Origin of the sequence: Steroidobacter gossypii (assembly GCF_016801985.1) — a bacterium.
Lineage (GTDB): Bacteria > Pseudomonadota > Gammaproteobacteria > Steroidobacterales > Steroidobacteraceae > Steroidobacter > Steroidobacter gossypii.
Genome location: NZ_JAEVLS010000003.1, coordinates 829,322 through 855,223, shown reverse-complemented (window position 1 = coordinate 855,223; position 25,902 = coordinate 829,322). Strand labels below are relative to the sequence as shown.

Below are 25,902 nucleotides of genomic sequence, written 5' to 3'. Positions count from 1 at the left end.
GCCCATCATCCCATCAATCGCATCGAGGAACTCCTTCCCTGGAATCTGGCGCACGCGGCACCAGACAAGACCAAGGCCGCTGCCTAGTTCGGGCGATAGGCAAGAGGGTTCTCGTCAGACGCTTACGCCGCTTTCGCTGCCGGCCCCCCGACGTTTTTGAGGGGGCAAACCCAGGCAGTCGGAAGTGGCAGGCGCTTAGAAGCTGCTGGAGAATACGGGTGATCCAGAGCATCGGATGACACTCGACGATAGCAGACGCCGACAGCGCGATGCCGAGCCACCCGAGTGTTCCGCCTCCGTTCCAGTTTTACAGCGCTTGGCGCAGGCAGGTCCGCACAGGATCTCTTGAAGAGGCACATCGTCCGGCAAAGCTGGTGAAGCATCCAAGTCACTGAGCGGATTCCCCCGGCGCCTCTGCTAGCAGCCGAGCAACTATCTCGCCAGGATGTGGGAGGAGCTCATGCGATGCAGAAGGAGTTGAAGAACATCGAGCAAGCAACTCCGGCTGTGCCCTCCAGCACGCCAGCGCCTTGGATCAATCTATCTGGCGAGGCCCTCGCGCTACCCGCGACATTGCTACGGCAACATACTCGCGCTCGACACGCATCGTGCGCGATGAAGTGGTCGCGGTAGGGACGGCTTTTCGTCCGAAGACTCAAGCCGCCCCCCGCACAGATCCCAGCGAGCGGAGCTACCGCACTGGGCTCTTATCTCGGGTCCGAACGTCAAAGCGATTCTCAGGCCAAGGATGAACAATGCGGGCCGGAGGAAGCCAGCGATCTACCACGCGCTGCATGCGCGTCCAGTCGAGCCGTCGGCGCTGACTGCGCCGCCTAAGCGAACGTCGCCAATGCTTGATGACTTCATTCAGGAACGCACCGATCGCCACAACATTGGTTGGCACACCATAGTACGCGTAGTGTCCGCGCAGCACAGTCGCCAGCCATCTTCCTTGCTCGGCGATCGAGGCATGCATGCGACGACGCAGTTCAAGCTTCAATTCTCTAAGCTTGGCCGTCAGACGTTCCCTCATCGTGTGACGCTGTAGCAAGAACTTCCCCTGCCTTGAGCGACTACAGCAATGTGTCAACCCAAGGAAGTTAAAAGTCGGCGGCGCACCTGATTCACCCCGTTCTCTGCAGTTTTTGGCAGCGAACTGCCCAAACCGCAACAGCCGGGTCTTCTCAGGATGGAGTTCCAACTTGAACCGTGCGAGTCGTTCGCGAAGCTCCTGCTTGAACCGCTGCGCATCCAGGTGATGTTGGAAGCCAAGCACAAAGTCGTCGGCGTAGCGCACGATGATGATGTCACCATGTCCATGTCGCCGCCGCCACTGCTCAACCCACAAGTCAAGCACGTAGTGCAAACAGATGTTGGCGAGCAACGGTGACACCGTTGCTCCTTGAGGGGATCCAACTTCCGTTGCTAAGCGCCTACCGTCCTCCATCACTCCGGCGCTCAACCATTTCTGGATGAGCCGCAGAACCCTTCGATCCGCAATGCGGTGCTCGATAAACTTCATCAGCCACCCGTGATCGATGGTATCGAAGAACCCACGGATGTCTGCATCGAGCACCAGTTGACCTTCTTGCGCAGGATTCCGGTGGCCAGCGCGTCCAGCGCATCGTGCGCCCCACGGCCGGGCCGGAAGCCATACGAGAAGCCGCGAAAGTCGCACTCATAGATGCAATTGAGCACCCCAGCCACAGCGCGCTGCAGGATCTTGTCCTCCATCGCTGCGATGCCTAATGGCCGCTGCCGGCCATCTGCCTTCGGGATGTACACCCTACGAGTCGGCTTCGCACGGTACGCTCCGCGGTGCACTCTGGCGTGCAGATCCCGAAGGTTCTCTTCGAGCCGCTCACCGTAGCGCTGCCATGTCACCTGATCTATTCCCGCTGCCGCATACTTCTTCGAAGTAAAGTACGCCTCACGCAATCGATCCACGCTTACATGGTGCAAGAGCGCTGTAAACTGTTTCGCCCTATCTGCCTTCGCAGCCCTGCGTACGCGATCGAGCGCACTGTGCGCATCGGCCCGGCCCTGTGTCCGGAATGCGTTTTGCTCGTTCGCGTTCCCCTTGATCGGATCCCTTCCCTCCGCAACCTCCGCCGCCCATCCTTCGGCCTTGTTCGGTTGCCTCGCGGGTACTACTGATCCGTCCGACTTCCCATCGACGTGCATCTCCGACGTGCGGCCAACGGCCTTCTCGGAGCGGCCCGCCGCACCATCCGCGGCGGGCGTCAACAGGATCTCCCGGTTCTCGCGCAAGAAGGTTCCACGCATGTATCGGGTCTGCGACCGCGCAGGGCCAGCCGAGACTCGCGATGGCGTCTCAACTGGATGTTGCCTTCCGCTTCGCTTAACAGCGTCGGCACCCTGATCGTTCTGATTTCGCGGCTCAATACCGAACCTGCGTGTGCCCCTGTCAACACTTCACAGCCAGCCTTACAGCTAGCCGCGCATGACTCGGGGTCATCGTGGGTCGCTAGCCCTTCGATGTGAGACTCTTTCATTCTCTCCTTCTTGCCGGTTTATCCCGGCGTGGATGAAGTGACAAGGGCCAGTCGCAGCATCTTGCTCGTAAGACGGTCTCCACGTTCGGGATCGTCGACCTCTCAACACAATGATGAGAGCCAGGAAGCGCAGTATGCGATGCAGTCACATATGTGTGATCTGAGCTTCACCAACATCGAAATAGTCGATGAAGATCTCGGGCGATCAGTATCTGGCACACAGGCGCGTACCAGGTCGAGCATCGTATTGGAGGCCTGCCTCGATCGCGTTAGCGCGGTCACCGCGCCGGGTCTCGCGCGTTGTACGCAACAGCCGGGAGTGGCAGCAGCTGCTCGAAGCCTCCCGTGTGCTGACACAGTGCTGATCGGTCGAGAGGCGGTGCACGCACCGTGGGGGAGCAACGATCTGAATGAATCTCGCTCTATGAAGCCAACAGGCGCAATGATGATCAGCTTCCAGCGCTTGGCCATCGCACGTCGCGCTTCGAACGAACGCTGCCGGAAGAGGTGGAGCGGTTGAAGAAGGATCCAGATCGGCGCGCTAAGACAAGGCGATCCGTCCTGTCTTCGAGCAATTCGAGCGGATCGGCTCGGCCCGCTAGATGCTGCTCTCACACGAACACGGCATGGATCTGCCTATGTGAGCGCACGCAGCGAGGTTCGCTCGAAGCGACCAATCGCGAAACGGTTTAAATGTCAACCAACTCCGCCTACGGTGGAGTCTATACGTATGACAAATGCCAACACAGCGCCCCCATAATCTGGCGCCAATCCACTCCGGCACGTCGTTGCGCGTCAACTAGAGTGTCGCCGCCGCGCGAGACTCCTCACCGAAGTCTTCGAAGATTGACTCCGCCCGACAGAGAGATAACGCCCCAGTCCCCATCGCTCCGGGCTCGCCCCCGTGAAATCCCAGGCCAGCCACAGCAACGTGCCGGCAGCAGCAGAGACGAACCAATCGGCGCCGACGCTATACAGGTAATTGGCCAATACGAGGTTTGCGGCCGCGCCGATACTACTCACTAATATGAACGTCAACAGGCCACGAACCCACTGCAACCCATGTCTCCGCCGATCTCCATAGCTCAGCACATTGCTGATCTGATAGCCGGCAATGATGCTAACAGTCACCGCCGCAACGCCAGCGTAGAAGAAGGTCAATCCAAACCCTTTGTGGGCGACAAGAAATAGACCCAGGAAGATGGCGCCAAGCGCACCACCGTTGCCGGCCATCACCAGAAATCTTACCGGGACGTAGCGGCCGACCGTTTTGTCGGCCACGAGCATCGCGAACTCCCAAGCAACAACGAGTTCGAACTTACTCTCACCGGCCGTCCGCTGCCCCAGCGTGATGGGTATCTCGCAGAATCGAACCGGATGGCGAATCGTCAATAGCAGGTCCAATAGGATCTTGAAGCTCAACCCTGAAAGCTCGCTTGCCGCTTCGTCAAAGAGTTCTCGGCGCAATGCAAAGAAATTACTCATCGGATCCTTCATATCCTGGCCGATGAGCATCTTGCTAATCGCCGTGCCCATCCTACTGATTTGATGACGCCGCCTCGACCAGTTTCCGCAGCCTCCCCCCTCGGCGTATCGGCTTCCAATCACGAGTTCCGCCTCTCCGGACTCAAGCACTCCATACATGGTACGCAGCACCGCAGGATCATGTTGAAAGTCACAGTCCATGATTGCCAGGTAAGGAGCACTCGAGGCAAGCATCCCCTCGATGCAAGCCGTCGATAGCCCCCTTCGGCCAATTCGCTGCAGGCATCTCACCTGTGGCTGATTGCGCCCAATCCTTCGCACCACGCTCGAAGTGCCATCAGGAGAGTTATCATCAACGAAGATCACCTCCCATTCGATATCTGAGAGTATCGCCGCCAACCGCGTAACGAGCGCTTCAACGTTACTCGCTTCGTTGAAGGTGGGGACGATGACAGATAGCGCGGGTCCTGTGTGCTGCACGATCTATCCCCTGTGAAGGAACAACTAGTCCCGAGATATGGTTAAAAAACGAAGCCCATCGTTGGCTGCGATTGTTTGACATACATACGGAACATCGATTCGCGCGCTTCGTCAACCAAGCCACACTGAGGAAATCACAGCCCTCAGCGACGGTGTCGCGGAGAAAGCGGCGTCTCGCCGCCAGCGCCTGACCTCACGGGGAGTTGTGCTCGCTGCTAACTCACAATCCGAGTAGCTGACGGCGCGACCTTTGCCTTCACGCCCTCATCACAGTCATACCATTGTTGGAGCTTCATCCGACAATCGTGCTGAACTCCACCTCGGAGCTATCCAAAACGCCAGATGGCGCGCACGTCGAAGTCACACTTCAACACTTCACTCGTTGACACCGAGCAGAACGAGATGGCAGTGAAACCTCTGAGTCAGACACGACACACTGCCCCACACGGTAGTTGCTAGCCAATTAAGCTCCTGCGCTTGAACACTCGCGAACGGTACGTGCCCACGTCCTCTTTCATCTTCTCTCGTTCACTTCATACTGCAGACACCTGTACCTTCATACCACGCCGTGAAACGAATGCCGGCTCCCGCAACCTGGAATTCATTGAGGTTTACCCTGGGCGCGGCCCTCACGATCACTTGCCTGTGGTTGCTGGCCCGACGCGTCGACTCCACAGAGCTCTTCCGGTCTCTTTCCGCGACTGACCTCTCCTGGGCCACCGTCGCGCTAGTCGCATACGCCGCTGGATATGCGGTCCGGATCGAGCGATGGCGGCAAATGCTTGCATACGAGAACCCGCGCCTGCGATGGATGGCCTGCGCGGGACCATTCTTCGCCGGCTATGCAGCGAACAACCTTCTGCCGTTGAGAGCAGGTGACGTGATACGCGCCTTCGCCTTCAGGCGAGATCTTGGCGCAACGCCAGGCGCCACCGTGGCCACGTTGATCATCGAGCGTTTGCTAGATTTGCTAGCGCTGCTCTGCCTCTTTGGCCTGGCTTTGATTTACTTCGGTCGTTCCGCCTCCCCATTGCTGGGTGGCGGCGTGTTCACGATACTCTTAGCTTCGATACTCACCATACTCATACTCAAGTTTCCTGACGTAACCTTTCGCCTTGCACTTAGCTGTGCCGGACTTCTTCGTCGCATCTCTCCGAAACTTGGTGAGCGGGTTGAATCGGAGATTCACGTCGGCTTTGCCGCAGTTAGGAAGATCCTCTCCCGGCAGTCATCACTCAGACTGCTCTCGCTCACAACGATCATATGGGCTATCGAATTCTTGATATTCTGGTTCGTCGCTCTAGCGATCCCCATGCTTTCTCACCCGATATCCAGCCTACTTGCGCTTCCCGTGGGAACGCTCGCCACACTGATTCCAAGTACGCCAGGCTTCGTAGGCACCTTCGAGTATCCAATCGTCGTCGCAATGACCAGTACTGGAAATTCTGCCGCGGCGGCTACCGCCTATGCGTTGGTGGTGCACGCCATACTCGCAGTCCCTTCCGTCCTGCTGGGCACACCTTACCTGATCTCCCACCACCTTCGTGCGCGCGTAGATGTAGCAGCACCATGAGCAACTCGCACCCGTCCACTACGGATGTTACGATCGTCGGCGCTGGTTTCACGGGCCTGGCAGCCGCCTATGAACTTGCAAAGCTGGGCATCAAAGTAACCTTGCTAGAAGCTGACGATGAGGTGGGTGGGCTAGCTTCGGCCTTCTCAGTGGGTAACACGAAACTCGACCGCTTCTATCATATTCTGTTCACGACCGATCATGAGATCATGCGGTTGCTTCGGGAGCTTGGCCTGAGCGACCAGGTTACGGTGAATGCGACAAATGCTTCGATCTACTACGCGCACCGCTTTTTCAAGCTATCGAGCCCTTGGGATCTTCTGACCTTCCGAGCGCTCCGGCCTATCGACCGCCTGAGACTTGGCCTGTTGATGGTCCGTGCGCGACTCGTGAATGACTGGGCATCGTTGGAGCAGCGATCGGCCTACGAGTGGCTTCGGGAACTCGGCGGCGAGAATGTCTTTCGTGTCGTTTGGCAGCCGCTGCTGAAGGGAAAATTCGGTGACTTCGCCGAGCAAATCTCTGCGGTATGGTTCTGGAACAAGCTAAAGCTCAGATCAGCCAGCAGGGCAAATGGGGGCGAGGAACGCTTTGCGTACATCCACGGTGGTTTCACGGTCCTGGCACAGGCGATTGCACGAAGAATTGAAGAGCTGGGCGGAAGAGTAGAAGTCAATTCGCCCGTGTCCCGGATCGAGCCCGATGGCGACAAGTGGGTGACCGTTACACCGCACGAGACCATCGTTTCAACGGCGGTGGTTGCGACGCCCGCGCTGCCCCTGATCTCGAACATGATCAAGCATTGGTCGCCGCCCGACTACACGCGCCAGCTTGAACGCATTCGTTACCTTGGAAACATCTGCCTCGTTCTCGAACTCGACCGGTCACTGACAAACTCCTACTGGCTCAACGTCAATGACCCTACGTTCCCTTTCGTGGCTTTGATTGAGCACACGAATCTAGAGAGTGCTTCCCACTACGGAGGGCGACATATCGTATATCTGTCACGATACATGAGAACGAGTGACCCGCTGTTTTCTTCAACGGCACAAGAGTTCTGTGACTACGCCTTCCCGTACCTGACCGCCATGTTCCCGGCCATGGAGCGAACGTGGATTCGTGCCTGCCACCTTTGGCGCGCGCATTGGTCTCAGCCGATTGTGGAGAAGGGCTATGGACAGCTACGCCCGCCCGAAGAAGGCCCTCGTCCAGGATTCTTCATCTGCACGATGGCACAGATCTATCCTGAGGATCGCGGGACGAACTACGCGGTTCGCGCCGCGACTAGACTGGCACGCCGAATAGCGGGCTCGCGAGGCTCGTCCCCGCACCCGCCGGCTTGACACGCAATTTCTGGCGCTATTCGGTATCCGCCCCAAAGGTCACATCTAGAGAAAGGCCAAGGGTCGCACGAGCGATCTTCTCAAGCTCAGTGCGATCTCCGATTAAATGGACGGTTCGATGCGTATGCTCGATGGTGTTCCCTGGCGCGAGCGCAGCAGCCGGTGACGATGACTCCATCTCATAGAAGGGCCCGAAGGGCTCCTCACCAGGCTTGGTCGGTCCGTCGTTGTAGCTGTTGATAGCATCTCCGCTATAGGGATCGGCCTGCAAGCGCCACAAAGACTTAACGTACTCCGTCACCCCCTCAGGTTGACTGAATTGCGTGATTGTGAGCGTTCGACGCTCTGGATTATAGCTTCCATACTTCCCGAGACTTCGACTCGGACTGATACCGATCTTGCTTTGATACGCTGCATCGACGCGAAAATAGACTGCATCGCGCATCACCTTGAGTCGGTCGTTCTCGAGTCGACCAAAGTAGTCTGAGGTAATTCCTTCATCAATCTTCTCGCTAGCGACCTCTTTGAGGGGAACAATGAACACGGCCCCCTTAGACGCCGGGTGCATCCCAGCGATCCAGATGGACAGCAGACCAGTCTCCTTGCGCCAGGGCTGCCTCCCGAGATTCTTGAGAGTATTGTTTGACTCGTAGCCTACAACTGATACCGCGCTGGACGGGGATAGTCCCAGATGACGCCACGAAGTCTTAGTATCAAGTAACCGAACAACGCGTTTCACGCCTAGCTGAAATGTCGTTCCAGCGTGGTTCTGCAGCGAGAACTCGGCACCGAACTCCGCTCGATCACGAGATTGACTCACCAGATCGAATGGGAGGGAATCGAGCGCGGGAGGAACCTGCCAATTCTCCCAAGTGAACCCTCCACCCTTGGCGTGAAATATTGAGAACTGCCCGCCTTCTGGTCCAAGCCAGAAGCGCTCCTCCCCCCCGAAGATATTCATGTGCGGAACGAGTTTTCCCGAGGCGATATGCTTCGCGTTTATCCAGCCCAGGCTTTGCCCTGCATCGCCCTCAGCGGTGCTCGTCATAACGCGCCCTTGCCACGCGGGAGTAACGGCGATCTTTGCTTTACCTTGAACGTCGCTTAATACCACCAACTTCGTATGCTTCTGCAAGAACGCGACATCGTCCCCGAAGGTGGCCTCAGTGGCACCTGCTTTCGTCACAGAGCTCACAGTTAGAACCATCAGTAAAAAGGATACCGAGACTCCGATCGCATTCATAATGGCATTCCTCAAACCATTCGGTAGTGGCAGTTGTGCTCAGAAAACAACCACATTTCCATCGCTAAACGTCTCGACGCAAGATGAAAGGCAGCGGGTCGAGAATCCGTAACTTGTTTGTATCCTGAGCCATCTGGATCCGCCGTTTCGGAGCAGGGATGTGATAGAACATGTGATGCCCTCCCAGTGCACATAGATATAGAACGCGTGCATCAGCGCCGACCTCATGTCAAGGAGGCCCAGAACTATCTTCTCATTTATCCTTCCGTCTCTAGCAGCGATCGTATATTCCGCAACGCGACATACATCCTTCGATACTGGAAGATTCACACAGCATGGAGCGCTTGAAGTCGTCGCCCGACCCCTCCCGTAGTTACAAAAAAGCAGACGCGATGCCCGCTGGTATGTCTAGCATCAGCGAGATCATGAAGAACCTACGACTGCCATCAACTAAGACGCGACTGGAGTTGGGGAGTTTTGGATGACCGTTGACACAATGCCCGATCGCTCCTCACGCCGTACTCATAGACAAAAGTCCGGCCTGACGCTTGCTGCTCATTGGGGCGTGCATCAAGGGACAACACGCGCCTCTCATCGAGCCCAGCACCCCTTCCAGTGCCGCGAACTTCACGAATTGGCTCACCACGTGTGCTCGAGCCTGGGGTGGCGGCCCCCCGCCCCTCGAGCGGCGGCAGCCGTCACGACCTGCCGCGCTCGGCAGCATGCGGGTCCGAGTGGCGACTGCCTGTTTCGGCATCTTCGCGAGATCGCCACTACCTACCGCCGGCAACATCCATTACTCCATCTGACAGGCCAGATGGACGCGATCGAGGGCGAGTGGTTTGATTTCACTGCCTGAGAAACCGAGAAACCAGAGATCGCGAATATATCTTCACGACTGACGATCACATTGAAGCTGGAGTCATTACGCTCCAGGAACGTCGGCACCATGGCTCGAGTGCACTTGTCTTCGGTGCCCATTAGGACTCTTGGTGGCCGCGGCGAGAAGTGCGACGGCCGTTGGAACACGCCTCGCACATCGCAGAGCATCTGAACGATGCGAACAGTCTGCATCGACAGCACGACTCATTGCCCGAGGGACGTGAACGAGCCTTCTTATCCAACGACATCTTGGTGCGTGAGGGGTTCGGTGAGATTCTGGGCTTTGGGAGCGCGGATGAATTTGATTTGCCCACTCCAACTAACCGAGGCTGCGAAAAGCGCTCCGCTGACGATGGGTGATACGCACAACGCACAACCGAGCGCTCTACCGGCTCGGCACTGGGCTGTCCATACGGCGCACCCTGCGCGGTTATCCGCGTCCGAGAAGGGTTTGGCTGCAACCGATGCCACACAAGGATCCTCGGCTCGTTTCGATGCGTATTCTGCGTGATCCGTCAATGTGGGCGGGTTGCCTGACTCCTTTCCGCTGTTGCGGTGCGTTGGCCACGTCGTGGCTAGCCGATCAGGCGCAGGCTTCGATGATCCTCGGTATCAGACCAGCCCTCGATATCCCCACATGGCCAGGCAGTCCGGGCGATGGTGCAGAGCGGCCTCCGGGTGTACGGCGTCCTCGCTGCCGCCATCGCCGCCGGTCACCAAAAAACTCTAGGTATAGCTCTGCAATCACCTCAGAAATGCCGTTCAGATGGAAACTTCTCGTATTCCCGCTAAGCTGGCCCGACAAGAGAATTCCGTCCCCCGAGCGAGAAGGTCGCATCCAAAAGGATCATCGATCAACGACGCTCTCGTTCCGCCACACCATGCGAAAGATGCTCGTGAAAGCGTTTGCGGCCGCAGCTGAGAGACCTACGGTCCAATCATCTGCAGACCGAAATCGTTGCGCGGTGAGTATCGGGCGGGTCTCGCGTCGCGGAATTCAGGCGCCATCGAGCTGCGTAAGCCGGCGGAAGATCTGATGCAACGGCACTAGAATTTCAATTTTTTGATGAGTTTTTTGGCGGGCTTCAGGACGTCGCGCTCGATACGCTCGCCAGCTCTCTCCACCTCCCGCCCGACGCGCACAGCAATCTCGGCCACCTTCTCGGGCGCTTTACCTGGGTCTTCAATCACAGTCTCCACGTCACCCCAGGCGATTTTTGCATTGTGCTTGGTGAGGCCGATGGATCGGCCGATGTCCCGCAAGACCTTCACGGCTGCGTTATTCGGTCCGAAATCCTGACCCGCGAATAGGAACTTGCTTGCGGGTTTCGCCGGACACGTGGGTACAACTTCCCGCCCCCATGCACTCTCCAGTGCCGCGAGCGCCGCCTCCGATAGCTTGCCCTCGCCCGCTTCGATCGAAATCGCGCCAACGTGGCGTGTCACCTGTAGCGCCGCGCGAAATTGATAAGCGTCGGTGAGAACCTCAACCGCTTGTGGCACCGGCCTCACCTGAAGATACGTCGCTGCATGCCGCAAACTATGGCTGTTCACTTCTGGAAGCAGGGGCACGTGCTGAGAGAGGTCCGTGAGCAAGACCGTCGGCTGCCACAAATGCTCGCCGATCAACTCGTACATCTCAACACCGAACTTCACGCTGCCGCCGCCTTGCACGATCAGCGGAAACTGCGCACATCGCAAGACCGGACCGATCACGAACGCGATGCGATCGCCGAAACCGAGCTTGCGCGCCGCGAGCGTAATATCAACGGGAGCGGTCGCATCACCCTCGATTCCCATGTCGAAATCGAACCCGCCGCCGATATATGGGTCGATGTGAACGTTCAGCCGCGCCTGAGCATTCGCGCTCAGGGAGGTCGCAAGCGTCAGCCCGTGCTCGGACCAAGCTGACGTGAGGTTCGCAATCTGGACCTTGGCCGATGCGCTGTTTTGATCCTTGAACTCGACGTAGTAGCCGCCCTTGCCGACGAGCTCTGCCTCGTGAATCTCATCTACCAATCGACCTCGCCAGGACATGAGCCGATAACTCACGGTGCGCGCGGGCCCGGGCAGCGCGTTAACTTGCGCGACCAGCTGCTCGAACAAACGGCGATGTACGGTCAACTCGATGGGAGCTGTGAGCTCCGGGAGTCGTGTGGTGAGAGCCTGCACCTTGCCCATAAGCTCACTGCGCTGCATCGCCAGTTCTTCCGGTGAAGCATCATTCACCGCGGGCTTGGCTAGATCGTTCGGAGCCGCCGTGGCGAGGATGTGCAGCCCATCTGCCGAAACGATCGGGAGTTGGACCGCAAGAGGCCAGGAAAGCTTGGATGCTGGAAGCTCGGAACGAATGACGTAGGTTGCGCCCGTGTCTTCGATGAACGTCGTATCCTCGCGCACGAATCCCAGCGGTAATTCGGGCATCGAGGGCACAGGAATCTTGAACGTCAGAACCTCCGAGAACTGCTCGAGCGCGCGACTCCTCAATAGTTCGTTGGCCCACTTGCGTGTACGAACTGACAGCAAGCCCACCCGAAAAGCCGGCGCCAGCCGTTCGATGTGGACCCGATACACCGCGTGCAACGAACGCGCGTCCGCCGCGAGCGCGTAACGCTCGAACAGAATTGCGCCCGTTCCAGAAAGCGCCACTTCCGCCTGCATGGCTGGCGAGCGGCCAATCAGCCCCAGCGTGACCCGCAACTCGCCTGGAACGGTTTGAATCGCTGCTTCGGAAACGGAGATGCGTGAATCGGCGAGGGCGGGAAGGTGCACTTCCGTACCGACCAAAGCGGACGCGATCTGCTGAAGGCCGACATCTGAGATGCCAACCCGCATCATTGGCGCTTCAACCACTGGGATGGCCTGGAGCACGGTGAGCGTCTGAGCGAGGTTGCTGACCTGAAGCGGGAGCACGTCGTCGTTCGAGTATTCGATGCTGTCGAAGCTCATCGATGCGATGAGTGCGGCACTCGCGAGCGTCGCTGCGCCAATCAGAATGAAGACTAGGAACAGCCGTCCGCACTTCATGAGACCTCTCCGCTAGTGCTCGAGCTTCGCGCGAAAGATACGTTTGAGGGTCACGCCGAACGTGATCACCATGCCAATGAACCAGCACAGATATATCCACGTCAGAACTGGGTAGTACTGAGGTCCGGTCGCACTGCCGAATCTGAAGAATCCAGCCCTACCCTGCGTGGCTGAGTAAATCGTTGCGGTATAGAAGTGTCCCAGCCATTCCATTCCCAACAACTCGGTCGGCCCGCGTTTGATACTGAAGTAGATGGAGCCCCGTAGATACTGCACGCCAAGCAGCACCAAAATGATCATGGGTAGGATCAGCACGAGTCCGATCACCACGCCCTGGAAGCCTTGGCCGCCCGGATGTTCGGGATCGACATCCTCCGGGCCGAAACGCGCGATTGGAATCCTGGAGGCCCAGTGATTGCCACCACATTCCTTGCACCACATGCAGGTCAAATATAGTAGGAGACTGTACGCCGCGAATGCGACCGGAACTGCCAGGGCCGCAACTTCCGCCGGGTTCATCTCGAGAATACCGAAGATCTCTCCGGGCACATCCTGACCTCGGGTGCGCAAGAACGCGAGCAGGCTGAAAGTCAGCGCGAACACGCCGATCATCCACCAGAGAATGGACAGCGCCTTCCTCGACATCACTTCATCCTCTCAGGCAGCTAGCAAAAATCCGCTGATGCGACCCGTCTGCCCTTCCGTGACGCTTACAGACACGAGGACCATGCACGCGAGAGCCGCGCTATGTCTGCTCGAACGACGACGATATCGTGTTGCGCAACCGTGTTAGCAAGCCGTCGCCGGCAGGGCGCGGCGCTCGCCGCACTCACCAACGCCATCACCAATCAAGCGAGTGCTCAACCCTGGGCCGAAGGGACGTCTACCTTCCTCGTTTTGCGTGCCTACCGTCGCCCTCGATCGGCTTCCGCCGTCTGGATTAGTAATCCGCCCCGACATGAGCTCGAATGTCGCGAGACTCTAGCAACGTTTTTTCATTTGTCATGCTGTGGTGAGGCATCTGTAAGCTCATCCGACATCGCGAGCCATCGGGCTTAAAACGCCTCGAAAGGATCGGTGCCACCGTCATGGTGTGATCGAACCGTCGCTTCGATGTCACGACCTCGCGGTTACGGTGCTCCAATGTGCCCCAGGTTAGGCTCGGCTCTCACACGCCCCCCGGTACGGTTTGCTCCGCATCAGGCGCTCGCAACCACTCTCGGCCCTTTTTTCGCACTCAAGCTGCCAGACCTCTAGCCACGATGCCAGAGACTTTGACTTGATCGCGCGCGAGAATCCTCTCCCGCCTCACCCGTGTCCACCACCACGTGCCATCGCGGATAGAAGAATCCCTCCTGCAACGGGTATGAAGGCACCTCACCGTGGCTCACGGGCTGATCGGCGTGGATGCTGCCTTTTTGCCTAAGCCCCCGCTGCAGGTCATGTGGAAGCTCCTCGTGATGAAATGACTCAAGGTTCTGCCAGCCCAACGACGCGGATGGCGTTCGAACCGCCAGGTGCCCTGGTAGGCACGTGATGAGACAGCGCCACGGAATCGCCTCCTGCTGAGCATGCAGCCAGCCGAAGTGCCGGCGACCGCGCGTTCGCAAAGCATCTTCAACCACCGCCGCCGGTAGCACCATGCACCCAAGCTGGGTCTCATCGTGATCGCGCTTGCAATTGAACACATCGACGTGCGGAGCGAAATTGAAGAAGCAGAAGATCGGTGCCGCTCGCACCTTCGCCGCATACTCTTGCAGGATCTCGATCTGATCCCGCCCGCGAACTCGGTGCCTCAACTTCTCATAGCGAAAGCCCCTGAAGCTGATCTTCTTCGCCTGCACCGCATAGCGGCACCAGCCCTCATCCGCGCTGCCAATCCACACTTCAAAGTCGCAGCCTTTCTTGGCCTCATCGATTCGCGTGTCCTCGACCGCGACACCGCCTGCGAATGAGGCAATCGCGTTGAGATTGATGGAGGTAATCGCATCCTCGCCCAACGCAATCTGATTCTGCTTCGCCCGTAAGATCGTGCGCCAAGTAGTGCTGGCCAGAAGCTCGAACAATCTGCCGCTCGCATCGAACCGGATCCTCCATCCTCGTAAGTGCCGATTGGGCACCTGTTTTCTGGCATCGGTTTATTTACTGAACCTCAAGCGTCTGCGTGCCGACGCCGAGCATCCCCCAATCGAGAATAGCGTGAAGACGGCACCTCGCATCTTCGAATCGACCTGCCTTGCGAGGTGCTCCGGGGACGGAGGCTTGAGACCGGGCGCGTGAGGTGTCTGTCGCCTGTCGCAGAGGCTGTCCAGTTTTCGCCTGGATCGCAATGCCGTAGAGTACCCTCCTTTGGAGTCCCGTGCCCTGCCCTGCCTTTCGCGAGAACAAGATGCCTGAGGAGATCCTCACGATTCGGGAGGTCGCTGCCGTGCTCAAGCTTGCGGAAAAAACCGTCTATGCGATGGCCCAGGCCGGCGAACTGCCCGCCTTCAAAGTTCGAGGCCAGTGGCGCATTCGGCAGGTCGACTTCGACCAGTGGCTTGCGGCGCAGGCGCAAGGCGCCGTCCATAAGGGTCAGGCATGAGTTCGCCCGTCTTCGCCGACCTTCAGCCCGGGGTGGTGATCGAAGCGGGCTTGTTGCCCGAGCCCTTCGAGATTCTCGCGGTCGTCCCGTTGGGGCGCGCCATCAAACTGATCGGCAAAGGCCTGCGAACCGGACAGGTGCGCGAACCGGTGCTGAGCGCAGACCAAGTGAGTGGCTTGCGCCTTCTGCCGCGCGAACAGCGCTTCGATGGAAATGCGCTGCACTTCAAGCTCGGTGTCGAAGCGGCGCGGCTGGCGCTTGCGTACGAGTACGATCCGTACTTCTCTTTATCGATCGCCCGTGTGGATCCCCTGCCGCATCAGCTCGAGGCGGTCTACGGCTATTTCCTCAAGCTACCTCGTATCCGCTTCCTGCTCGCCGATGATCCAGGCGCGGGAAAGACCATCATGGCGGGGCTGCTACTGAAAGAACTCAAAATTCGGGGGCTGGTCAATCGCACCCTCATCGTTGCGCCCGCGAACCTCACCTTCCAATGGCAGCGGGAGCTTAAGGACAAGTTTCGCGAACAGTTTGATGTCATGCGCGGTGAACTGCTGCGCACCCAATACGGACGCAATCCCTGGCAAGAGCACCACCAGGTGGTCACGTCCGTCTCTTGGATCTCTCGGGTGGAGGATGCGAAAGACAGTCTGCTTCGATCCTCTTGGGATCTCATCATTGTGGATGAAGCCCACAAAATGAGTGCCTACAGCGCCGATAAGAAGACACTGGCCTTTCAGATTGGTGAGGCGCTCTCGCAGCGTACCGATCACTTGCTCATGATGACGGCGACTCCCCACAAGGGCGATCCTGAAAACTTTCGTCTTTTTTTAAGTTTGCTGGATCGAGATGTCTATGGCGATGTAAAGAGCTTAGAGCAGGCCATGCGGCAGCAATCGGCGCCGTTCTATTTACGGCGTTTGAAAGAAGCCTTGGTCAGCTTCCCCGATCCTGAGACGGGCGTGGTGAAAAAACTCTTTACTGAGCGAGAGGTGCGCACCGCGCGCTTTGAACTCGATGGCGAGGAGTTTGATTTCTATGATGGCCTCACTCGATATGTCGAGGATCAGTCGATCCTTGCCGCGGCCTCGGACAATGTCCAAGCCAATGTGCTCTCCTTTCAAATGGCGATGCTCCAACGGCGCTTTGCCTCGAGTCTGTATGCCGTACGAAGAAGCTTGGAGCGCATGCGCGAGAAGCGCAAACGCATCCTTGAGGACCCGCAACGCTATCGCCAAGAACAGATTGAGCGACGCTTGCCGGAGGATTTCGAGGATCTGACGGAGGAGGAGCAGACGCGCCTCTTGATGCAGGCCGAGGAGTCGGTCCTCGACATTGATCCTGCGACGCTACGGCAGGAGATCCAGCAACTTGGAAGGCTCGTCGATCAGGCTCGCGATCTGGAATCTCGCGAAGTCGAATCGAAGTTGAACAAACTGCGCCAAGTCTTGAATGAGCAGCAGATCTTCAGCGATCCCCGCATGAAGCTGCTGGTGTTCACCGAGCACAAGGACACGCTCGATTATCTCGCAGGCGATGGCCGGGAAGGTCGGCCGCTCGGCAAACTGCGCGAGTGGGGACTCACCGTCACGCAAATCCACGGTGGCATGCCCATCGGCGATCGGGACACACCGCACACAAGAATCTATGCAGAGAGAGAATTTCGCGAAGAGTGCCAAATTCTGGTTGCGACCGAAGCCGCCGGCGAAGGCATCAACCTGCAGTTTTGCTGGTTGATGATCAACTATGACATCCCCTGGAATCCCGTGCGCTTAGAGCAGCGGATGGGCCGCATTCATCGCTATAAGCAGGAGCACGACTGCCTCATCTTTAATTTCGTGGCCGTCAATACACGCGAGGGGCGCGTGCTTGAGAAGCTCTTGACGCGACTTGCGCAAATCCAAGAAGAACTGGGCACCGATAAAGTGTTCGATGTCGTGGGCGAAATGTTGCCCTCGAACCTCTTAGAAAAACTCTTCCGCGACATGTATGCCAAGCGCCTAAGTGAATCCACCATCGCCGCCCGCATCGTGCAAGACATCGATCCGGAACGCTTCAAGCGCATCACGGGATCCACCCTTGAGGGCTTGGCCAAGCGCGATCTCAATATGTCGGCCTTGGTCGGAAAGTCGGTTGAGGCCAAAGAACGACGGCTCGTGCCCGAGGCGGTCGAGGACTTCTTTATCGCCGCGGCGCCCATCTCTGGCATTCACCCCACGCCTGTGCGCGGTCAGCCGCGGGTGTATCGCATTGGTCGAGTTCCAAAGACGCTTGCGCCATTGGGCACGCAATTAGAGCCGCGCTTTGGCAAGCTCGCAGGCCATTACGAGCGCGTGATTTTCGATAAGTCGCTCCTCGGGGAGGATGCCACGCTTGAGTGGGTCACCCCCGGACATGCGCTCTTTGAGACGGTGCGCAGTGATGTCGCCGAGCGCGTCGCGGCCGATCTGCGGCGCGGCGCGATCTTCTGGGACTTGCATGCGCCGAGCCCCTACGATCTCGATGTCTTTACGGCCGCCATTCAGGACGGTCGGGGCCATACCCTCCACAAGCGACTCTTTGTGGTGCGCACCGAGATCGATGGAACGATGAGCCTGCGTCAGCCGACGCTCTTTTTAGATCTGCTCACCGCGCACGATGCAGCCTCACCCGCAAGCCTTCCCCCCGCGGATCACGCGGCGGCCGAAGTGTTTCTGGTCGAGCACGCACTCACGCCCTTTCTCGATGAGGTGCAGACGCAGCGCACGAATGAGAATCGCATCATTTCAGAACACATCGAAATCTCCTTGCAGGAGATCATCCATCGTCAACAATTGTCGCTTGCGGAACTGCTCAATCGGCGGGTGGCAGGCGAGAATGTGCCCGGTTTGGAAGGCAATATCGCCCAGGCCGAGGCGCATCTGGACGAATTGATCGCGCGACTTGAGCGCCGTCGGTACGAGCTCGAGATGGAGCGGCATTGCACGATCGCCGATATCCAACCGATGGGCCGCGCGCGGGTATTCCCGCACCCCGAACGCACCGCTCCTGGCATTGCGCCGATGGTGCGCGATGAGGCGATCGAACAACGCGCCGTGCAGGTCGTGATCGAGCACGAGCGCGCTCAAGGATGTGTGGTGAGCAGTATCGAGACCGAAAACCGCGGCTACGATCTCTTATCCCAACGCTTCAAAGAGGACGATGCGGCCGTGTTACTCGAGGCACGGTTCATTGAAGTGAAGGGGCGCGCGGGCACCGGTGAGATCGCCTTGACCGCCAATGAGTATCGAACCGCACAACGATTGGGTGAGGATTACTGGCTGTATGTGGTCTTCGACTGTGCGACCACGCCTCGCCTCCAGAAAATTCAGAACCCGGCTCAGTTGAATTGGAAGCCGGTCGTTCGGGTTGAACACTACCACGTCACTGCCGACGCGATCGTGGCAGCGGCAGATCTTTGAAGATGACCTATCCAAAACGTTTGATCGAAGTCGATTTACCCATTCGACGTATCTCTCACGCTTCTCGATCTGAGAAGTCCGCCCGTCACGGCAATCTCTCCACCTTACACGTGTGGTGGGCGCGCCGGCCGCTTGCGGCGTGTCGGGCGGTCATTGCGGCCTCGTTGTGGATCGATCCGGACGATCCGAACGCCTCCCCGGCTTATTTGAGCGCCATCGCGCGTACGCTGCGGGAGTTCGCCGAGGCCGCCCTCATGGATCGTGACACCCGCCCGCTCTTGGGCGAGACGGATCAGTTCTGGGCGGGCGTCGCGCGTACGCCTGCCGATACCTTGGCGGGTGAGCCCTTGAAGTTGCGCACCGCCCTGCTCGAGGTGGTCGCGTTGTCCTCGGCCTGGCAAGCCGCCTCCAACCGGCTCGTGCTCGGCGTGTTGGAGACCCTGACGCTCGCCTCGCATGCAAGCTTAAGCCCCGTATCGCCGCGCCCCTGGGTGATCGATCCCTTCGCAGGCGGCGGCGCCATGCCGCTTGAGGCCTTGCGGGTGGGCGCCGATGCGTTCGCCTCGGATTTGAATCCGCTTGCCGTCTTGCTCAATCGCGTGTCGCTTGAGTACGCCCCCGGCCAGCAACAGGGATTCGCAAGCGAAGTGCGGCAGCTCGGCGCCGACGTCGCCCGACGGGTCAGCGCACAGGTCGCGGATCTGTATCCCGCGGATGCAAGTGGCACCAAGCCCATTGCCTATCTGTGGGCACGCACCGTGCGCTGTGAGGGGCCGGCCTGCGGCAAGCCCATTGCCTTGGCGCGAACGTTCTGGCTCACGCAACGCGCCGGCGGGGTGGGCGTCAAGATGCACACGCCCGCCTCCGCGACAGAGCCCACCTTTGAAGTGCTCGTCAAACCTCGAACGGATCAAGTCTCCCGTCCCACGGTTCAACGTGGCGCCGCCTTGTGCCCTTGGTGCACGCATGTGACCCCGGTGGAGCAAGTGCGCGCACAGTTGTCCAAGGACCGCGGGGGCGCGGATACGGCGACGCTGATGGCAGTGGTCGTGGAAAACGCAAACGGCGCCCGCTCCTACCGCGCACCGACGCCCCAAGACCTCTCCGGCGTGGCACGCGCGCGGGAACGCTTGGCCCGCCTACGCGAGAGCCATCCTGATCTGTTGCCCGACGAAGCGTTGCCGCCGAAGGGGGCGCTGGGTTTTCGGGTCCAAAACTATGGCATCACCCGCTTTGATCATCTGCACAGCGCACGTCAGTTGGTGACGCTTGCAACGATCGCCCAAACCTTACGGGCGCTTGAAGCCGAAGGGGTGGCCGAGCCGCTCTGCGCCACCTTGAGCCTGGCCTTAGGCCGGCTCCAGGATCTGAACTCGAGCTTGTGCACCTGGGCCGATACGGTCGTGGGCGCGAACCGAGCTCAGAACCGCGTATCGATGGTCTGGGATTTCGCGGAGGCTGCGCCCTTCGCGGGTGCCGGTGGCAGCTGGGAAGGCCAGGTCGATTGGATCGTTCGGGTGTTGGAACACATCGGAAGCACCGTCCCTCGCGCCGCGACCGTGGTGCAAGCGCCCGCACAAACTCATCCGCTGCCCGATGATGCCGCCGCGCTGCTCGCGACCGACCCGCCCTACTACGACGCCTTCGGCTATGCAGATCTATCGGACCTGTTCTTTGTCTGGCTGAAACGAAGCACCGCGCGGCCACACGAGCGCTTTGCCCAGTTCGGCTTGGATGGGAAGACGCCCAAGGAGCTTGAGATCATCGTGAATCCTGAAGTCACTCGGGAAGGCGTCCCGAGGAAGGACCACGATTGGTTCTATGAACAAATGCGTCAGGCCTTCGCCGAGGCTCGCCGTGTCGTTGAGCCGAGCGGCATCGGCGTCATCGTGTTCGCGCACAAAGACACCAAGAGCTGGGAGGCGCTGCTGACCGGCGTCATCGACGCCGGATGGATCGTGACCGCCTCCTGGCCCATCGATACGGAACGCCCGACCCGCCAGCGCGCGCTCGGCGCCGCCGCGCTCGCCTCCTCGGTTCACCTGGTGTGTCGCCCCCGCGAAGATCAGGCCGGGGAGCTTCAGGTCGATGCCATTGGCAGTTGGAGTGCCGTCTTGGCCGAACTTCCCGTCCGGCTCCATCAGTGGTTGCCGCGGCTTGCGGAGGAAGGCGTGGTGGGTGCCGATGCCATCTTCGCGTGCTTGGGGCCTGCGCTTGAGATTTTCTCGCGTTATTCAGAGGTCCAGAAGGTCTCAGGCGACATCGTCAAACTCCCAGAGTACCTCGAACATGTCTGGGCCTCGGTCTCGCGCGAGGCACTCTCGATGCTCTTCTCAGGCGCCCAGACCGAGGGGTTGGAAGCGGATGCTCGCGTCACGGCGGTGTGGCTGTGGACCCTGGCCGCGCCCACCTCGGCGGGCGAGCTCGGCGCGGAGGATGACGCCGCGGGCGAGTCCGAGCGCGCCGAGGAGGACGCCACCGCAGGCGGCAGCGCCGGCAGCAACGCGGGGTTCATCCTTGATTTCGATGCGGCACGCAAGATTGCGCAAGGACTCGGGGCGCAGATCGCCGAACTCAGCCATCTCATCGAGGTCAAAGGTAACAAGGCGCGGCTCCTGTCCGTGACAGAGCGCGTGACCTATCTCTTCGGTGCCCGCGAGGCCGTCCCCACCGCGAAAAAGGCGGCCAAGAAAAAGCAGATGACCTTGTTTGCCGAGCTCGATGAAGTGGCTGAACATCAGGGCTGGGGGGCGATCGGGGCGCCTTCGCCGGGCCACACAACGCTCGATCGGGTGCATCAAGCCATGGTGTTGTTTGCCGCCGGTCGCGACGAAGCGATGAAACGCTTCCTTCTACAGGATGGGGTCGGTCAGCAATCGACGTTTTGGCGACTCGCCCAAGCGCTTTCTTTTCTGTATCCGGTGGGGGCCGAGGAAAAACGCTGGATCGATGGCGTGCTTGCGCGCAAGAAGGGCCTGGGATTCGGATGAGCTTCGGCGCGACTTGGCTGTCCCAGTTCTACGCAACCCTCACCGAGGACCGAGCCACGAGTGAGGACCTGCGAGAGGCCGCGCTCGCGTTAAACCTGGGATGCTGGACCACGGCGCTGACCGGCGTCGTGGTGCACTCTTTTAAGGCGCTCGGCTACGAAGTCGCCAGCAAGGGCACGCGGTGCCAGAGCCTGCCCGTGTGCCGGGAAGAGTACCTGGGACAGGACGTGATGGTCTTCCCAAGGACGCCGGCCGGCTGGCGATTTCCGGCGGCCGTGTGTGAGCTTGAAAATGCGGCGAGCGCAGACCTTGTACAATATGCGTTCTGGAAGGTCCTGTGTGTGCGCGCATCGTTGCGGATGGTCTTCTGCTACCGCCCCGAGCCTGCCGAAGGCACCGCGTTGGTCTCGCAGCTGGCGCGCACGGTCGTCGGTGCGATGCCGTTATCGGAGCGCGCGAGCCTCTCGGGCGAAACGCTCGTCATCGTGGGATCGCGCGATGAGTCGAGCACCTTTCCTTATGGATTCTTTCAGCCTTGGAAGTTGAGTCACAACACCGGTCGATTTGAACGCTTTGCACGCTGAGTGGCGCGCAGGTCGAGACATAACGAAGAGAGCGCAAGATGGCACTGAAGCCTTGGTACACCGTCGTGACGCCGCGCGAGGACTTGCGCAAGAACAAGCCGCTGGATGCCTCCGAGTTCGCCGTCCATTTGGATCACGTGCGTGAGGGTCGAGCGCCCTCGGTGTACCAAGATCCGGCCGAGTTCTTTGAGCGCACGTATCTCACCAAGAATCTTCGTGATCTCTCCGCCCAAGTGGTACGCCGCCTCTCTGGGATTCGGGTGGAGACGTCCGCGGTTTTCAATCTCTCGACCCAATTCGGTGGCGGTAAAACCCACTCGCTCACGTTGATCTATCACCTCGCCAAGCACGGCAGCGCGGCGAAGGGGTGGAAAGGCGTGAGCGAGATTCTCTCCGACGCCCAGGTCAACGAGGTCCCCGCGGCTGAGACCGCGGTGTTCGTCGGTACCGAGTTTGATTCGGTACGAGGCCGCGGTGGAGATGACGGCACGCCGCTTCGACGCACGCCCTGGGGTGAGATCGCCTTTCAGCTTGACAAGGCGCGGGGATTCGAACGGGTCAAGGCGCACGATGAATCCCTCACCGCACCTGGGGGCGATGTCATTGAGAAGATGCTGCCGGCGGGTCGACCCACCCTGATCTTGATGGACGAGCTCATGAATTACGTGAGCCGCAGTCGCAAGAGTGGCCTCGGAGCGCAAATCTACAACTTCCTGCACAACTTGTCTGAAGTCGCCCGGGGGCGCAACGACGTGGTCCTTGCGGTGTCCATTCCCGCAGCGGAATTGGAAATGACCGCGGAAGACCAATCGGATTTCGAGCGCCTACAGAAGCTGCTCGATCGGTTGGGTAAGGCCGTGATCATGTCGGCAGAGGCGGAGAGCTCGGAGATCATCCGACGTCGACTGTTTGATTGGCAGGGCGTACCCGCCGAGGCGCGCGACACGATCGAAGAATATGCCGCCTGGATTCAGGGGAATAAAGAAAGCCTACCGAGCTGGTTTCCGGTCAACAATGCCCAGGAAGCGCTGCGCGCGTCCTACCCGCTTCATCCCTCATTACTGTCCGTCTTCGAGCGCAAGTGGCGGGGACTGCCGCGCTTTCAGCAAACACGCGGCATGCTGCGGCTACTTGCGCTGTGGGTCGCGCATGCCTATCGCGAAGGCTACAACAACGTGCACAAGGATCCGCTCATATCGCTCGGCACCGCACCGCTTGAGGATCCGCTCTTTCGGGCTGCGCTATTTCATCAGCTGGGCGAAGAGCGCTTGGAGCCTGCGGTCACCACCGACATTGCCGGTAAGGACCATGCACATGCCCTGCGCCTGGATGCCGAAGCACGCATGGAGATCAAGAAGGCACGCCTGCATCGTAAGATCGCAACCTGCATCTTGATGGAATCAAACGGCGGTCAGTCACGTGCCGAGGCAACCTTGCCCGAGATTCGTCTCGCCGTGGCCGAGCCGGGCTTGAATATCGGCAGCGTGGACCAGTGTTTGGAGACCCTCACGGATCACTGCTATTTCCTCAATGCCGAGCGCAACCGCTATCGCTTCACCATTCAGCCGAACCTCAACAAGCTGCTCGCCGACCGCCGCGCGAGTATCAGCTCGGCGCAGACGCACGAGCTGATACTCGCCGAAATCCAGAAACTCTTTGGTCGAGGGAACAAGCTCGAGCCGCCCGTGTACTTCCCCAAAAAGAGCAGCGACATCGCCGATCGGGCTGCGCTCACGCTGGTCGTCCTCGCACCGGAACAGACAGCCGCGGAGCCTGCGACCGTCACACTGATCGAGGCGCTAAATCGCGAATATGGGATGTCCCCGCGCGTATTCCGAAGCGCGCTGATCTGGGCAGTGGCAGAGGATGCCAATCCCATGCTCGATGAGGGCCGGAAGCGCCTCGCGTGGACAGAAATCGCCGAGGACACGACCGACCTACACCTGAATGAGTCTCAGCGTCATCAGATTGAAGACCATCTGGAACGAGCCGAGCGCGATTTGAAGGAAGCGATCTGGCGCGCTTATAAGAACATCTTTCTGCTGGGGCCCGACAACACGATGCGGAAAATCGACCTCGGCCTCACGCAGTCCGGCGCGGCGCCCTCGCTGGTCGATTTGATCTTGTCGCGCCTGAGGCAAGAGGACCTGGTCGCAGAGTCGGTGGGCCCCATGGTGCTCACGCGCTATTGGCCGCCCGCGTTGCCCGAATGGAGCACGCGCGCGATTCGCGACGCGTTCTTCTCATCGCCCAAGTTTCCGCGACTGCTCAAGCCCGATGCGTTAAAGGACACTTTCGTGCGGGGCTTGGAGGGCGGTCTGTGGGCGTATGTCGGCAAGGCTGGCCCGGAGCGGTTCGAGCCCTTCATTTACAAACGAACGCTTGCGGCGGATGACATCGAGTTCTCTGCCGACCTCTACCTCATTTCGCCGGAGCGCGCTGAGAGCTATCTGGCGAGCTTGAGCGCGGCTTCGTTGCCTATGCTTGCGCCGGAGCCGACGCCTGCCCCGACCACGCCCGGCGGCACGATCGAGAGCCCTGCCGCCACGCCGGCAGAGATCAGCACGTTGCGATGGAGCGGAGAGATCTCCTCGCAGAAGTGGATGAACTTCTATACCAAAGTGCTCTCCCGCTGGGTCACCAGCGCTGCCTTGAAGCTCGTCGTCAACGTCGAGATCACCTCGCCCACCGGCATCCCCGCGGGCAAGGCGGAGGAAACGAAGGTGGCACTGAGGGAACTGGGACTTTCCGAGACTGTCGATGTGATCCGCAAGCCATAAAGTCTACCGTTGAAGTTGGGCGGCGCAGCCATGGATCGCTGCGTGATTCATGCACCTGTGCCGGACGGGCTATTGGAACGGGGCTATGGACTATCTGCCGAGCGAATTTCGCGATCAGCGCATGGTCGCAGGTACGGTGACCGATCTGCTCGGCGCGAAGCAGTTGACGCTGATCCGGCAAGCTCGGCTCATCGCTCGCAGCGCCGAGCGGGACGACCGCATCTGGCTCGCCATCGAAGGATTGCCTGAGCGGCTACCGATTCGCGCCTCCCTCGAGATGCGCTTCGGGACTGAAATCATCACGGCCGCCACGTATCTCGATTGGGTCATCGAGCGAGGTGACGAAGTCGATATCATCGTCGATGAAACCGGCGTGCGTATCTTCTGGATCCACATCGCCTATCGAGATACCAAAGCAGACGACCTTCGGTTCAGCGAGAAAGACGACGGCTTGTTTGCGCTACGGACCAAGGCGGGTGAAAAGGCCCAGCGCCAGGTCGCACGGACATTGCGTGACGAGTTTCAACACTGCATTCCGGCTGCGCAAATCGTATCGCCCGGGTGCTTCGAGATCACCTACGCCGCCAAGAAAAAACGCACCGCCGATTTGATTTGCGAGTCTTGTCGCTTGAAGGTGGAGGTAAAAAAGCGCAATCGTGATCGGCGCTTTCGCATCTCGCACAGTCAAGGGCGACCGTTCTGGGAAGAGAACAACGATGCTGATTGGCATGCCTTTGTATTCCCAGACCGAAGCATCCACTGGGTCTCGAACGCAACCATTTCAGCGGTCCTGGCGCGTGAGGCGTTCAAATCGGGCAGCGACCAGTACGATGCTTGGGTTGATTTGCCGAGCAATACGCCGGAAAGCCCGCCCCCGCATTGCCGCAAGCCAAAAACAGCACCGGGGTCACCGTGAAACTTGGGGCCCATCTCATATTCACGCCGACCCAGCGCGTGTCCCATCGAGAATCAACA

General features: G+C 59.5%; 13 protein-coding genes and 1 pseudogene. 8 read left to right on the top strand and 6 right to left on the bottom strand.

The window, feature by feature from the left end; all coding sequences use genetic code 11:
- Positions 1-691: 691 nt before the first annotated feature.
- Both JM946_RS17450 and JM946_RS31310 read right to left on the bottom strand, forming a co-directional pair.
- Positions 692-1,734, bottom strand: a pseudogene (locus JM946_RS17450) (reverse transcriptase domain-containing protein).
- A gap of 1,577 nt (positions 1,735-3,311) precedes the next feature.
- Positions 3,312-4,481 (bottom strand): glycosyltransferase, encoded by a 1,170-nt coding sequence (locus JM946_RS31310; protein ID WP_203168610.1) that lies wholly within the window; start codon positions 4,479-4,481, stop codon positions 3,312-3,314.
- 577 nt (positions 4,482-5,058) lie between these two features.
- On the opposite strand from JM946_RS31310, the gene JM946_RS17440 reads away from it, so the two are divergent.
- Both JM946_RS17440 and JM946_RS17435 read left to right on the top strand, forming a co-directional pair.
- Positions 5,059-6,054: a lysylphosphatidylglycerol synthase transmembrane domain-containing protein gene (locus JM946_RS17440; RefSeq protein ID WP_203168609.1), complete on the top strand. Its 996-nt coding sequence runs from the start codon at positions 5,059-5,061 to the stop codon at positions 6,052-6,054.
- Complete coding sequence (locus JM946_RS17435) at positions 6,051-7,397, top strand: NAD(P)/FAD-dependent oxidoreductase (RefSeq protein ID WP_203168608.1); 1,347 nt, start codon at positions 6,051-6,053, stop codon at positions 7,395-7,397. Before JM946_RS17440 ends, JM946_RS17435 begins: the two co-directional genes overlap by 4 nt.
- A gap of 16 nt (positions 7,398-7,413) precedes the next feature.
- On the opposite strand, the gene JM946_RS17430 is transcribed toward JM946_RS17435, so the two are convergent.
- From JM946_RS17430 to JM946_RS17415, 4 genes are all read right to left on the bottom strand, one after another.
- A complete protein-coding gene (locus JM946_RS17430; RefSeq protein WP_203168607.1) occupies positions 7,414-8,640 on the bottom strand; it encodes a DUF6786 family protein in 1,227 nt (408 codons plus the stop codon).
- 1,929 nt (positions 8,641-10,569) lie between these two features.
- Positions 10,570-12,471 carry a hypothetical protein gene (locus JM946_RS17425; protein WP_203168606.1) on the bottom strand — a complete coding sequence of 634 codons (1,902 nt, stop codon included), beginning with the start codon at positions 12,469-12,471 and terminating at the stop codon, positions 10,570-10,572.
- A 90-nt stretch (positions 12,472-12,561) separates the two neighbouring features.
- Positions 12,562-13,194 carry a hypothetical protein gene (locus JM946_RS17420; protein WP_203168605.1) on the bottom strand — a complete coding sequence of 211 codons (633 nt, stop codon included), beginning with the start codon at positions 13,192-13,194 and terminating at the stop codon, positions 12,562-12,564.
- A 608-nt stretch (positions 13,195-13,802) separates the two neighbouring features.
- Positions 13,803-14,615, bottom strand: a complete 813-nt coding sequence (locus JM946_RS17415) for a hypothetical protein (protein ID WP_203168604.1) — start codon at positions 14,613-14,615, stop codon at positions 13,803-13,805.
- 323 nt (positions 14,616-14,938) lie between these two features.
- Here JM946_RS17415 and JM946_RS17410 point away from each other — a divergent pair, with 323 nt between their 5' ends.
- From JM946_RS17410 to JM946_RS17385, 6 genes are all read left to right on the top strand, one after another.
- On the top strand, positions 14,939-15,133 hold the full coding sequence (locus tag JM946_RS17410) for a helix-turn-helix domain-containing protein (protein WP_203168603.1): 195 nt from the start codon (positions 14,939-14,941) through the stop codon (positions 15,131-15,133).
- Positions 15,130-18,573, top strand: coding sequence for a protein NO VEIN domain-containing protein (locus JM946_RS17405; protein ID WP_203168602.1), 3,444 nt, complete (start codon positions 15,130-15,132; stop codon positions 18,571-18,573). Before JM946_RS17410 ends, JM946_RS17405 begins: the two co-directional genes overlap by 4 nt.
- 2 nt (positions 18,574-18,575) lie before the next feature.
- Positions 18,576-21,563 (top strand): DUF1156 domain-containing protein, encoded by a 2,988-nt coding sequence (locus tag JM946_RS17400; RefSeq protein WP_203168601.1) that lies wholly within the window; start codon positions 18,576-18,578, stop codon positions 21,561-21,563.
- Positions 21,560-22,147, top strand: a complete 588-nt coding sequence (locus JM946_RS17395; RefSeq protein WP_203168600.1) for a hypothetical protein — start codon at positions 21,560-21,562, stop codon at positions 22,145-22,147. Before JM946_RS17400 ends, JM946_RS17395 begins: the two co-directional genes overlap by 4 nt.
- Positions 22,148-22,185: 38 nt before the next feature.
- On the top strand, positions 22,186-24,927 hold the full coding sequence (locus JM946_RS17390; RefSeq protein WP_203168599.1) for an ATP-binding protein: 2,742 nt from the start codon (positions 22,186-22,188) through the stop codon (positions 24,925-24,927).
- Between the two features lie 136 nt (positions 24,928-25,063).
- Positions 25,064-25,843, top strand: a complete 780-nt coding sequence (locus JM946_RS17385; RefSeq protein WP_203168598.1) for a hypothetical protein — start codon at positions 25,064-25,066, stop codon at positions 25,841-25,843.
- The last annotated feature ends 59 nt before the right edge of the window (positions 25,844-25,902 follow it).